This window comes from Roseateles terrae, assembly GCF_014192155.1.
GTDB lineage: Bacteria > Pseudomonadota > Gammaproteobacteria > Burkholderiales > Burkholderiaceae_C > Roseateles > Roseateles terrae.
The window spans coordinates 170459-182877 of the sequence record NZ_JACHXO010000008.1 but is presented as its reverse complement, the minus strand read 5'-3'; the positions used below and the strand labels follow the sequence as shown (position 1 = coordinate 182877).

Below are 12419 nucleotides of genomic sequence, written 5' to 3'. Positions count from 1 at the left end.
TTCAGCGCAGCGCAAGCATCAGCTCCGCGGCGGCACTGAGCAGGCCGGGGTCGGCGCGCAGATCCGGGAACGGATCCACCGGCACCCAAAGCGCCTGCTGCCGCCACCCCAGCCGCTGCAGCCGCACGCCGGCCCGCACCAGCGCGGCGACCAGTGCCGGCAACTCGCTGCGCAAGGCCGTCAACACCTGCTCAGACTCCGCCAGCAGGATCAGCTTCAGCGCATGGCGCGGGCCTTGCAGCTGCATGCCGATGGCAGCGTCCTTCCATTTGAAGAGCAGGCTGAGGGCGGGTTCGTCGTCAAGCTCCGGTTCGGGCGAGCGGGGGGACTCCGACGAAGCCCCATCGCGCTCATGACGCTCGTGGCGCAGCCAGTAGGGCTGCGGCAACAACCAGAACGGCTCTCCCCCCGGGGACACCGGCGGACGCCCCTGCTGCAGGGCCTGGGCCCAGCCTTGCACCAGTTGCGCGGTACTGAGGGATCGGGATGGCATGCCCGGGTCGGACAACATCTGGCGCCGCCAGCCGGCCAGATCGGCGCGGAGGGAGCTCAGCTGTGCCCAGGTGCTGTCACCCCGGAGGGGCGCTGACGCCTGTTGAAGGCCTGCGCCATCACGTCGGCCATCACGTTGGCCATCACGTTGGATATAGCGCTCGGCGCCGGGCAGATCGGCGGTGGTGTTGCCTGGCCCTGCGGCCCGTGTCCGAGCCTCACTGCGGGTCGCATCGGCGGGCCGCTCACCGGACAACTCCTCGAAAGCCGACGCATCCACCGCCGCGGCAACGCCCGGCCCTCTGCCGCGTCGTTCCACCACTTCCAGCGACAGACGCGGCGAAACACTCACCACCCGCATCAGCACCTCGTCGCCCGGGGCCAGATCGTCCATCGGCGGCTGGATGAGGGACAGCACCTGGCTGCCTTCCAGCGACTCCAGCGTCCAGCCGCCGGTGGCCCGGCTGCCGGGTGTGAGACGCAACAGATCGCCGGCTTGCAGGCTCTGGGGATCGCGACCGGGCGCCGAGATGCGCGCCGTGGCCGAGACCGCCGAGATCGGCGAGAGGGAGGAGCTCGATCCAGTCGCCATGGCGCCCTGCCTTCATGCCTGTCCAGGCAAAAAAACAGCCGGGTGAACACCCGGCTGCTGAGAAGTGCGGTGCCAGCGGCACCGCCGAGGGGGGTGTGGTGCGTCGATCAGCCCAGCAGCGACATGACGAGGCCAGACATGCTGTTGCTCTGCTTGAGCATCGCGGTGCCGGACTGCATCAGCATCTGCTTGGTGGTCATCGTGGACGACTCGGCCGCGAAGTCGGTGTCCATGATGCGGCCCTTGGCAGCCGTCGTGTTGGTGCTCATGTTCTGCAGGTTGTTGTAGACATGGTCCAGACGGTTGGCGGCAGCACCGAAGGACGCGCGCAGTTCACCCACCTTGTCGATGGCGGTGCCCAGCGTGGTCAGCAGCGTGTTGGCGGTGGCCGACAGTTCGGTACCGGCAGCCGGCGTGGCGGCGTATTGCGACGAGATGTTGCCCAGCGAGGTGGCCAGGGCGGTCAGCTGGGTGCTGACGTCCACCGACATGGTTTCACCGGCGGAAGCACCGATCTGGAAGCTCATGGCGGCGCTCATCTTGCCGTTGGAGCCGTCGATGGTGGTGCCGTCGGAAAACAGCTGGGTGCCGCCGAAGCTGGTGTTCTTGACGATGTTGGTGAGTTCGGTGCCCAGGGCGTCGTACTCGTTCTGCATCGCGGTCTTGTCGGTCGTCGTGGACGAGGCCGAGAAGGCTTCGGTGGCCAGGTCCTTCATGCGCAGCAGGATGTTGCTGACTTCATTCAGGGCGCCTTCACCGGTTTGCAGCATCGAGATGCCGTTCTGGGTGTTGCGCTGGGCCACGGCCATGCCGCGGGTCTGGGCATCCAGACGGGTGGCGATCTGCAGGCCGGCGGCGTCGTCCATCGCGGAGTTGACGCGATAGCCGGTGCCCAGGCGGGTCATCGAGGTGGAGAGGTTTTTCTGCGTCGAGCTCAGCGAGTTCTGGGTCGACAGGGCCGCGGCGTTGGTGTGCAGGCTCAACATGATGTTCGCTCCTAAAGAGTGGTCTTGCGCTTGTTTGGTGAGGGGCGGTGTGAACTGCCCTCACCTGCTTAGGACGACTGGGGGGAGCGGGGACTTAAATGGCGGGCAGAAAAAAAGTTGTTACGGCGCGCGGATCGGCCCTCCCCTGTCCGATGGGCGGTGCCCGGGTGATGAAGGCGCGGGATTCGGCGTGGGACGCTGCAGGCCCGGGGGTTTGTCGGGTTGACTTCGCTGAGACCCCAGGCCGGCTCGGGGGCTCATAGCGGGACATTACGGGCGTGGAGAGCTGACGGGAGGTCATCGCCTGGCCTGAACACGCGCCGGTGCGCGATGACCGGCTGCGGTGTCCTGCGGCGGTGAAGGGTGCGACATGACCAACATGGAGAGGATTTCAATCCACGCGCCCGTGGAGGGCGCGACGCCTATTCCATCACTCGCCTCCCTGGGTGGAGCGGTTTCAACCCACGCTCTCGAGAAGGGCGCGACTCGCGCCATCGAAGCCGCCCACGGCATCAAAGGGGTTTCAATCCACGCGCCCGTGAAGGGCGCGACGTGAGCTTGATGTCGGCCCCGTGCACGGCAATTCGTTTCAACCCACGCGCCCGTGAAGGGCGCGACACGACGGAATCGACTGGCACCATCGGCGACGTGGAGTTTCAACCCACGCGCCCGTGAAGGGCGCGACATGCGTGGACAGAAGCCCGCGCCCTCCTGGCAAAGTTTCAACCCACGCGCCCGTGAAGGGCGCGACACCAACTTCAATGCCACCGTAGTTGAGCGTGCCAGTGTTTCAACCCACGCGCCCGTGAAGGGCGCGACAAGCAGCAGGTCGCCGAGCGCATCACGGACGTGCAGGTTTCAACCCACGCGCCCGTGAAGGGCGCGACGGCAGCACTCACGAAATCATCGCCCGCATGACGGAGTTTCAACCCACGCGCCCGTGAAGGGCGCGACCACCAAGCTCTACACCGCCGCACCTGCGCTCACAGTTTCAACCCACGCGCCCGTGAAGGGCGCGACAAACCCGATTGCGTCGGAAGAACTGCTGTACGGTGTTTCAACCCACGCGCCCGTGAAGGGCGCGACCGGGGCGCACAAGCAGGTCACGCAGGGGATCAAAGTTTCAACCCACGCGCCCGTGAAGGGCGCGACACGCGCTTGGTGCCGTTGCGCCAATTGAGCGAGAGTTTCAACCCACGCGCCCGCGAAGGGCGCGACGGCCGGGGTAGCCCGTGCCTGCGCCTCTAGAAAGTTTCAACCCACGCGCCCGTGAAGGGCGCGACAAGAAGCGCCACCCCAAAGACCAGTTCGGCGAGTTTCAACCCACGCGCCCGTGAAGGGCGCGACCCTTGTCTGCGGGCGGATCGATCTGCGTCGGCGCTGTTTCAACCCACGCGCCCGTGAAGGGCGCGACCTCATCGGATGACCTCTTTTGCCGCGGTCGAAATGTTTCAACCCACGCGCCCGTGAAGGGCGCGACCTGCGGCCGAGAAGTCGCACAGGTACTCACGCGAGTTTCAACCCACGCGCCCGTGAAGGGCGCGACGCTGACCTCGAACTTCCTGGCCAGCCACCCCAGGCTGTTTCAACCCACGCGCCCGTGAAGGGCGCGACGCCTGATGCTTGGCAGCTCCGCGTTTATAGCCATGTTTCAACCCACGCGCCCGTGAAGGGCGCGACGGAACGCCCCCGGAGATTGCTAATAGCGTCAAGTTTCAACCCACGCGCCCGTGAAGGGCGCGACCGTCAGTTGCAGAAAACGACTCCCAAGACGCTCCAGTTTCAACCCACGCGCCCGTGAAGGGCGCGACTGTACGTCGCCAGCAATTGGCGGACCGAGGCGATGTTTCAACCCACGCGCCCGTGAAGGGCGCGACTTCCACATCCTCAACGCGCTGGTGAAAGAAGAGGACGTTTCAACCCACGCGCCCGTGAAGGGCGCGACTTGCAAGGGTGAGGGGGTGCTCGACATCTACATTGTTTCAACCCACGCGCCCGTGAAGGGCGCGACGTGACGCGGCGACCATGGCCGGCAGCATTTGGACGTTTCAACCCACGCGCCCGTGAAGGGCGCGACAGGAGAGGAGAAGGAAGGAGGAAGAGGAGGGCAGAGTTTCAACCCACGCGCCCGTGAAGGGCGCGACCTGCGATCCGGCGAACCTGCGGGCGTGGTGCCAGTTTCAACCCACGCGCCCGTGAAGGGCGCGACGTAAGCACCTGGAAGACGCCTGGAGCATCCTTGCGGTTTCAACCCACGCGCCCGTGAAGGGCGCGACGCCTCATCATGGCCAGGCCTTCCTGTCGGGACTTGTTTCAACCCACGCGCCCGTGAAGGGCGCGACCCCGTCTTCGTAACCCATTCTCCCAGTTAAAAAAAAGGATTCGCTAATGCGAACCCTCCTTTCAAACGTGTGCCTGCAGCGCCTGCCCAGCCTCTCTGACGCTTTTCACCAATGGCAGCAAGCCCTTAGCGCGCTGCGAACCTCCCACGCAACTCCCAATCAATACCGGTTCGCGCTGCACTTACAAAATCAGGGGCGCGTGTAGATCAAGCGCCGCATTGGCTCCCGCGTGTTCCACCTTGCTCTGCCAACGCTTGCCGAGATAGTAAAAACGAAGACTGTCCGTCGCGGGGTCCATGATGGAGATCAGCCGCGCTTTCAGCGCCACCCACTGGGCTGGCTCGAGTTCGATCTCAAACACTGACAACTGCACCCGCTGCCCCAGGTTCAAACACGCTTTCGAAATCTGGCGCAGCCTCCTCACGCCAGCCTTGTCCTGCGTGTTCACGTCATAGCTCACCAAGACCATCACCTCACATCCCTCACTTCCAAAGGAATGGTGGATAACCATCGAGATCACCGCGCAAGTGCCTGGACATGAGTTGGGACTGGAGAAATGGCAATAGCGCTATCGGTGCCTTCTCTCCCAGGAACGCGTGCATCAAGTCTTCGCGCTTTCTTTCCTGATAGGCCGTCAACACCTTCTTCCGGGACTCTTCCCTCAACTGCACGGCCCCGTTCTCCATCGTCTGGAAGTCCCTGGCAGTTAATTGCTTCAGGTTGATCATCGACAGCGCCAGCCTGTCAGCCATCATCGGCCTGAATTCCTCCAACAAGTCCAGCGCCAGGCTGGGCCGACCCGGACGGTCCCGATGCAGGAATCCGACCGCCGGGTCAAGTCCAACGCTTTCCAATGCCGACCTGCAATCGTGCGTGAGCAACGTATACAGGAATGAGAGCAAGGCATTTACCGCGTCCATCGGAGGCCTTCGGCTTCGACTCCTGAATCGCATGGCGCCATCGCTGCTGCGAATGAGATGATCGAACACGCCAAAATAGCATTGAGCGGCCTCACCCTCCAGTCCGCGCAGAACGTCGACATCACCCTCGGCTTGTACCTTTTTGATGATCCGGTCGAGTCGCTGGTGGGCATGCTGAAGCGCGGCATTTGCAGCGTCAGAAAGCTTATCCGCATGGTCCCGCAGGCCGCGGCCCAATACAGCCCTTTGGTTATGCAGCTTTCCAACCAGGATGTTCTGCACGATCAGCGCGCACGACGCAGGATCATCCGTGCGTCGGTACTGCTCCCTCCGAAGCAGTACGTTCCCGGACACGGGCCCCTCCACCCGCGCCTGGAAACGCCCATAACTGGTCAAGAATGACACCGTGATGCCTTGCTCTGCGCAGAAGCCGAGCAACGGTGTAGACACCAGGACCCGGCCGAAGCACACGAGCCCATCCAGCATATGGACTGGCAAACGCGCGCGAGTTTCGCCATCCACGTCCATGACGATGTTGGCGCCGTCCTTGCGCAGCCAAGCCCCCTCCGTAGTCACATACAGAGTGTTGAGTTGACGACGCATCGCTCACTCCCGCTTTAGTTGCGAACGCAGCCAGTGCTGCACGCCCTCACCGCGGCAAAGCAGTTGCGGCTGGCACAGATCCAGCAAAGAGCAGTTGTCACAGCGCTTGGGGGAATACGTAGCCAAGGGTGTCGTCCCACCCACCAACATAGTGCGTGTGGCCGCGATCGTTGCGATCGTGATGGCGCGCAATTCCTCATCCATTTGCACCGGCGTGCGCCGCCTTGTTTCGCCGTAGTACAGCGCCCCCTCCTCGACCTGGCATCCCAACATGGTCTCCAGGCACAAGGCCTGGGCGCAGAGTTGGACCTCATCACTGCGATTCGGCTTTGGACGCCCTCGCTTGTACTCAACCGGATAGGTTTTCTCCAAACCATCCTCGCCCCGGCGGAACTCCACCACATCAGCCACACCCGTGATGCCCAAACCGGTATGGCTGAGCGGAACCGCCGTGACGGTGCGAACGCCCCGACGTCGTTCCACCTTCGGCGTGTCGGCCCTCTCATGCAGCAAACGCCCCTCGGCGGTATGCTGACTCTCAGCCCACAGTTGCTCTACATGTATCAGCGCGCATTGCCTGGGGCAATACAAATAGTGTTGCAGCGCAGACAGGGGGACCCACAGCTTGTCATCCATGCAAGCCCCTCGAACGGCCCCACTGTCTGATCACAGCAGTTCGTGCAGCATGACGCCCGCTGGAAGCCTATCGCGCTTGACTTCCACGGCGTAGTCCTTGAACGACCGGGCCGGACCATCGCCCTCACCCATCAGCCGCTGGATCTCCACCGTCTCGAAAAGCGTGTGCGCCGGGGCATTGCCCATGGCACTCTCATGCTCAAAGACAAACAGCTTGCGCGCCGCCATCTCTCCACGGGCGGCAGATCGATCGTGCTCAAACATGTTGATCAGAGCCTTCCACAGCAGACTCAAATCAGTCTCCGTGAATCCCGTTCGTTCTGCCAGCTTGGCCGAGACAAACCCGTGCAGTCGATAAAGCCCATACGGAATGATGTGCTTGCGGCCCATCGTTCGGTTGTCACCGCTCTGCTCGTCGGCCTCCCTTTGCGTCGTCACCGCCATGCGGGTGATGGACACTTCGACAGGCAAGACCGGATCCACGGACGTCGCAAATGCCAGTTGCACCGGACCTCGCACCTGCCCGGCATTCACCCCGGTGGTCATGACGGCACCAAACGCGCGGACGTCAAAGAAATTGCGACACATCCACGCAGTCAGTTCACGCGCCTTGGCCTCATCCTTGGGCAATTTCTTGAGTTCATCGGCAGTCTCCTTGTCCAGCCCCACCGCCTTGCGTCCAAGGGCATGCTGCTGGTTCAGCACCGCCCTCTCCTGCATGTAGATCGAGAAGCCTTCCTCATCCCCCTTCTCAAGTGCCACGAAGTTACGGACCTTCCGCTTGAGGCAGACGTCCGTCACCATTCCTTTGTTCGTTTCCGGGTCCAGCCGCGGCAGGTTGCCGGCGTCCGGATCCCCGTTGGGATTCCCGTTGGTGACGTCGAACAGAAACACAAACTCATGGCGATGTTGGATGGCGTTCATTGGGTTCCTCCCTCGGTGGTGTTGGCATCAGCGGTGTCACCGCGGCTGTGAGCAGCGGAATCCACGTCTGGCTTTTGAAATCGGGCCTGCGCCTGGTGGTAGTAGCCGATTGCGAAGCGGCCTTGATCCTGCAGACCCAGGTGCTTCGGAAACTCACCCGGCAATTTGCTCATGACGGCCTGAATGTCCCGCTCAAGATGAACCGCAGCACCGGGCTTATCCTTGCGGAGTCGGCTCATATGGTTCTGCGTATTGCGAAGCAGCAGCGGAAACACCAGAGCGGGCGTGGCAGAGGCAGACCCGTAATATCGATCACGGATGGTGGCATTCACCTGCCCACCCAGTGCCATTCGCTGCGCGCCTTCGAGGACTGCGAACAACCGCCCGAGCAGATAGCCGGCGTTGGTGGAATCAACATCTAGACTCACTGGAACCTCCTTGTCCTGTTGTTTGGATTGAGACAGTCGCAGTTCGCGGTTCAGTACCGCCTTGCACAAGGCCACCCGCACGCCGCTGATATCCCCATCGGACCGCATACGCATCACGATGTGATTCAGCAGGCTCTGCGGATACCGCCCTCCCGTCAGAACTGCCCGCATGACATCGCCCGCGAGTTGAGGCAGGACATCGTCCGCCTTGGCTTTGGGGGGATCGCCGCGGGACGGCGCGGTCGCCAGGCACAACCGCCAAACACTGGGTTCGGTCTTCCACGGCGAAGGTTCCAGTTCCAGGTCACGCGCATGCTGATGCAGGCACTGCACCAGGTCCCCCAACGTATCCCGCAACCAATATCGGACCGACAGGCGCGACGCATTCGGCGACAGCCCGAGGATGAACATGCGTGTGTCCGCTTGCAGCCGAGGATCCAGCTCAGCCAAAGGTCTCCCCTTGGCGATCCCGTCCAGCACATGCCGTACTGCCTCCGTCTCCTTCCCGTCATCCGGTCGGCTGTCGGGATTGAGCAGCATCGCCAGCAAATCTTCATTGCTGTGGGCGGCTTGCGAGTCCTGAGCTTCCGCCCAGAAAACGACGGACGCATCTCCTACCGTGAAGCGCTGTCGATTGTGAGGACCACGCCGCAGCATATGGTTCAGCACCGTGGTGTAGGCGAAGGCGGTTTGCGCCGACATCGGTGCGTTGTCACCCTGGGACTTTCCGTACGATTTGAATGCCTCAAGGTTGAACGAAACCATGGACGCCCCGGAGCTCTGCGCACGATCCACGCCCTTGATGGGGGGATGTAGCCGCGCCACCGCAGCAATCTCCCCGGAGACCATGCATCGACGGACTGGGAGGGACACATCGTCGTCTACGGGAGCGGCCAACAGCCGCGCGCGCACCGCTTGCGCGGCGGGCCGCTGATGCAGATATTGCCTTTCACCATCCAGCTTGAAAACCAAGTTGGTGTCCAGCATTTCCTTCGGGAACCGAGGGGACGTGAACTGCTCGGGTTGCCACTTTTTCAGGAATTTCAAGAATGCTGCCAGGCCGGGATCCACCTCGCCAGCCAGTACGCGGACATGGAATGCCTTGAAGGCCTCATGCTCCTCCAGCACCCGTTTACTTCGGGCGCTGGCGCCCAAGGTGTAGCTGGTCTTGTCCCACAGGAAGTTCGGCTTGATCCCGGACGCCCGCTTCTCCGGCTGCGGGACCGTCATGCGGCGCGGCCGGACGTTTTTCCCGATGACTTCGAGCAGTGATTGAACGTCCACCACATCGCCCTCTGGAGACAACACGACCACAAAGCTGATCTGTTCCGGGCTGTAGCCATAGGGGGCGAGTCCGGGTTCGTCACGCTCGATCAGGCGCTGGTATTGCAGCGCAAGCGCCTCAACGATCATGATTTCACCTCCACGCTCTCCCAGGGAGGAACCTCCATCACGCCGTCCTGCATACGCGCCCGAAAAAAGCGCGGCGTGCTGCCCTGATCAAAATCAATATCCAGCAGCATCCAGCCCAGGTCTTGTGATCCCGCGAGCGTCGTGTGGGCAGGAGGCATGGCGTCCGCATCCTCCACCAGCGCAAAATGCGCCGGAAATTCACGCACGCCAAAACAGGGCATCTGGAAGCATTGGCCCTTTCGGGCTCGGCGTTTGAAGATGTCCAGATGCTTCCCCACCGAGTCGTCTGGCCCGGCTTTGGGTGTGAGCGAAAAGTGCGCCTCGATCACATAGGCCACATCGCGCAGGACCGTGGCGGCGCGTTGCTGTCGATCTTCATCGACAACGTTGCAAAGGCCCCCCACGGTTTGTGCTTTCATCGCCTTGCTCACAGCACCGGGGGCGAGTTTGCTGCCGACTTCATTGCGGCGGACGGACTCAAATCGAATCGGCCGGAGCACGTGAATCCTGTCGACATGCCATCGCAATGCCGGCTTCCAGTGAATGGCATCGAGGATGCCGCGCGCCGCTGAGGGCGTCATGACGTCGTACGAGACGCGCTCAACTTTCATCTCCGGCCGTGTGAAGCAGGCTCGCTCGCCCCACACATGCAAACGAATACCAAATCCCATCTTGCCTCCCTAACCTCTCGATGGATGCTTCCGGCTCTCTCCGGAGCAAATGAAGCGATCTACTGGACCAATGACTGGACACTGATGAATGTCGGCGCTTCCCAACTCAGACCGACGTGCTCGCCATACAGGCTCTCATTGACCAGAACAAAGAACTGATCCCCAAACTCTTTCGGGCGCACGGCTTCGATGGCACCAGCCTTGCGCAGAGCTTCGAATCCGTACAGCGGAACCTGCACCAGATAGCGTTGCAGGCGGCGGCTGATGTCGGCCAAACCACTCACGAAGTGAAGGTCTCGAACGGCCGAGCGGCCCTCTTCTTTGAAAGGGATGATTACGGAGCGCTGTGCGGTCTCGATCATCCTGAACTTCTCGGCCAATGTTTCCATGGGCAGGCTGTCGATCCGCGCACCCTCCAGCGTGCCCAGCAGGTCATGTCTGTCCAACGCGTCATCGCCGCGGGCCCAGTACAGCGATTTGAAGTACTTCTCAATGGTGGCAGGATCCAGCGGGTCTCCCTGGCTGTTCCTCAATACGTCGCGCGTCACGTCGGCGAATTGGCGCAGCTCGGGTGGCGGCGCCCATGCATCATTGGCCGTTGCAAAAATCCTGAGCTCGCTGTCATCAACAGCCCGGAGGCCCTCCCGGTTGCATCGCCCGGCCGCCTGGGCGATGGAATCGAGCCCGGCCTCTGCGCGGTAGACGATCGGGAACGAGATATCCACGCCGGCTTCGATCAGTGCCGTGGCGACAAGCCGGCAGGGCCGCCCCTGCGTCAAGGCCGCCCGAACGGCGGCCAACACCTCGCTGCGATGGGCAGCGCACATGAGCGTTGTCAGGTGGTAGGTACCCGCCAGGTCTTGCAGGCCCTGGAACAGGCTTCGAGCATGACGGCGGTTGTTGACGATACACAGCACTTGATGTTGTTCCCGCAACTGGCCCAGCAATTGAGCGTCGTCCTGAGATCCGATGCGTTTGACCGTGACGCGCTTCAGTCGTTGAAAGAGAGCTGCAGGTTCCGGCGCGAGTTCGCGCACGTTCTCAAGACCACCGTCAAACCCGTCCACACCCGTGGTCGCATCCGGTCGTCGCAGCGCGGGCTGGGTCGCGGTGCACAGCACCACACTGCTGCGATAGTTGCGCGACAGTTCGTCCAAGGCGGCGACGCAAGGGCGGAGCACGTGCAACGGCATCGTCTGCGCTTCATCCAGAACTACAACGCTGTTGGCGATGTTGTGCAGCTTGCGACACTGGGACGGGCGGTCCGCAAACAGACTCTCGAAGAACTGCACCGCCGTCGTGACGATGACGGGACGGTCCCAGTTTTCCATCGACAACCGAAGCTTGTCTCGCGCTTCCCTGCCCTGCGTGGGGTCGTCGGCAAACGCACTGTGATGCTCCAGCACTGCCGCATCGCCCCAGCGTCCCAGAGCGCGCCGAAACACCGCTGCGTTCTGCTCCACGATGCTGGTGAAAGGGATCACAAAAATCACCCTTTGCTGACCGTGTCGAATCGCGTGATCCAATGCAAACGCCAGGGACGCCAGCGTTTTTCCGCCCCCTGTGGGCACCGTGAGGGAGAAGATGCCGGGCGACAACCCCGCCTGGTCCCGCACCGCCTGCAGGATCTCCGCACGAATGGTGTTGACCGCGGTCGTTGCGCGGAAGGCTGACAGATGCGCGTCCAACGCCGTTTGAAGCTCGCCAAGCGCCGGTCCTGAAGGCCTGGCCGGCTGAAGCGCCAGGCGTTGCTCCACCCGTTGGTAGAAGGCTTCGGTATCCAGATAGTCTGCATCCACTAAGCAGGAGAACAGCATGCGCACCAGGAAGGCCATCTGGAACATGCCCCGGTCCGGCTGCACCCGGAACCCGCGCAACATCGGCACCTCCGCAGGCGCGGACAGTTCCGCTGCCCAGCGTTCATCGAGTGCTGGCAGCACCGCGTTCAATCGCTCCTGCAGGCTGGTACGGCGCCCATCGCCTTTGCCGTTGGCCAGGCCCGCATGATGGCCCGCGATGCCATAGGCGAGAAGGTAGCCCAGGGTGGGGTAGCGCGCCAGGGCGATGCGCGCGCCCCAGGTTGAGTGATCCACCTTCTCGGCGCTGCCTCGCAGCCTCCGCTGGAAGGCGTCGGTGTATTTACCGAGATCGTGCAACAGGCCCGCGCAGTGACCCAGTTCAGCAGCGCCAAAGGCATCCGCAAATTTGCCGGCCAACACGGCGACCTGCTGTAAGTGCTCTGACAGGCGTTGCCAGTCGGACTCGTCGAGCCCGGTTGCGGAATGACCGAAGAAGATCATGGACGCTGAGCCTTGAAGCGCTGGTGCCCCTCAGTGCCCGTCACGCAAGGTCACGCTCACCTCACGTCGCCAAATATTGCGATCGGCACTTGCCCTTTCGACGGGATCCCTA

General features: G+C 62.6%; 9 protein-coding genes and 1 CRISPR repeat array. All 9 genes read right to left on the bottom strand.

All coding sequences use genetic code 11. The features are described from left to right. Position 1 precedes the first annotated feature (1 nt). Positions 2-1084, bottom strand: coding sequence for a hypothetical protein (locus tag FHS28_RS20130; RefSeq protein ID WP_184295289.1), 1083 nt, complete (start codon positions 1082-1084; stop codon positions 2-4). A 107-nt stretch (positions 1085-1191) separates the two neighbouring features. After that, complete coding sequence (locus FHS28_RS20125) at positions 1192-2070, bottom strand: flagellin N-terminal helical domain-containing protein (protein ID WP_088453623.1); 879 nt, start codon at positions 2068-2070, stop codon at positions 1192-1194. A 388-nt stretch (positions 2071-2458) separates the two neighbouring features. After that, positions 2459-4412: a CRISPR direct-repeat array (repeat unit 32 nt; unit sequence GTTTCAACCCACGCGCCCGTGAAGGGCGCGAC). Positions 4413-4593: 181 nt separating this feature from the next. Continuing rightward, positions 4594-4884: a CRISPR-associated endonuclease Cas2 gene (gene cas2, locus FHS28_RS20120; protein ID WP_088453622.1), complete on the bottom strand. Its 291-nt coding sequence runs from the start codon at positions 4882-4884 to the stop codon at positions 4594-4596. 10 nt (positions 4885-4894) lie between these two features. Next, the gene (cas1c, locus tag FHS28_RS20115; RefSeq protein ID WP_088453621.1) at positions 4895-5935 is read right to left on the bottom strand and encodes a type I-C CRISPR-associated endonuclease Cas1c; all 1041 of its coding nucleotides are present in this window, start codon (positions 5933-5935) and stop codon (positions 4895-4897) included. Between the two features lie 3 nt (positions 5936-5938). Next, positions 5939-6571, bottom strand: coding sequence for a CRISPR-associated protein Cas4 (cas4, locus tag FHS28_RS20110; protein ID WP_088453620.1), 633 nt, complete (start codon positions 6569-6571; stop codon positions 5939-5941). Between the two features lie 30 nt (positions 6572-6601). Beyond that, positions 6602-7495, bottom strand: a complete 894-nt coding sequence (gene cas7c / locus FHS28_RS20105) for a type I-C CRISPR-associated protein Cas7/Csd2 (RefSeq protein WP_088453619.1) — start codon at positions 7493-7495, stop codon at positions 6602-6604. Continuing rightward, positions 7492-9336 (bottom strand): type I-C CRISPR-associated protein Cas8c/Csd1, encoded by a 1845-nt coding sequence (gene cas8c / locus FHS28_RS20100; RefSeq protein ID WP_088453618.1) that lies wholly within the window; start codon positions 9334-9336, stop codon positions 7492-7494. Before cas8c ends, cas7c begins: the two co-directional genes overlap by 4 nt. Next, entirely contained in the window at positions 9333-10007 is a 675-nt protein-coding gene (gene cas5c, locus FHS28_RS20095; RefSeq protein WP_088453617.1) for a type I-C CRISPR-associated protein Cas5c, read from the bottom strand. The genes cas8c and cas5c overlap by 4 nt, the downstream gene beginning before the upstream one ends. A 59-nt stretch (positions 10008-10066) precedes the next feature. After that, positions 10067-12307, bottom strand: a complete 2241-nt coding sequence (locus FHS28_RS20090) for a CRISPR-associated endonuclease Cas3'' (RefSeq protein WP_088453616.1) — start codon at positions 12305-12307, stop codon at positions 10067-10069. Positions 12308-12419 lie beyond the last annotated feature (112 nt).

Bases quoted from the DNA above. Each gene is read 5' to 3' on its own strand.
- FHS28_RS20125 (WP_088453623.1), bottom strand. From the start codon at position 2,070: ATGTTGAGCCTGCACACCAACGCCGCGGCCCTGTCGACCCAGAACTCG.
- cas4 (WP_088453620.1), bottom strand. From the start codon at position 6,571: ATGGATGACAAGCTGTGGGTCCCCCTGTCTGCGCTGCAACACTATTTG.
- FHS28_RS20090 (WP_088453616.1), bottom strand. From the start codon at position 12,307: ATGATCTTCTTCGGTCATTCCGCAACCGGGCTCGACGAGTCCGACTGG.
- cas5c (WP_088453617.1), bottom strand. From the start codon at position 10,007: ATGGGATTTGGTATTCGTTTGCATGTGTGGGGCGAGCGAGCCTGCTTC.
- FHS28_RS20130 (WP_184295289.1), bottom strand. From the start codon at position 1,084: ATGGCGACTGGATCGAGCTCCTCCCTCTCGCCGATCTCGGCGGTCTCG.
- cas7c (WP_088453619.1), bottom strand. From the start codon at position 7,495: ATGAACGCCATCCAACATCGCCATGAGTTTGTGTTTCTGTTCGACGTC.
- cas1c (WP_088453621.1), bottom strand. From the start codon at position 5,935: ATGCGTCGTCAACTCAACACTCTGTATGTGACTACGGAGGGGGCTTGG.
- cas8c (WP_088453618.1), bottom strand. From the start codon at position 9,336: ATGATCGTTGAGGCGCTTGCGCTGCAATACCAGCGCCTGATCGAGCGT.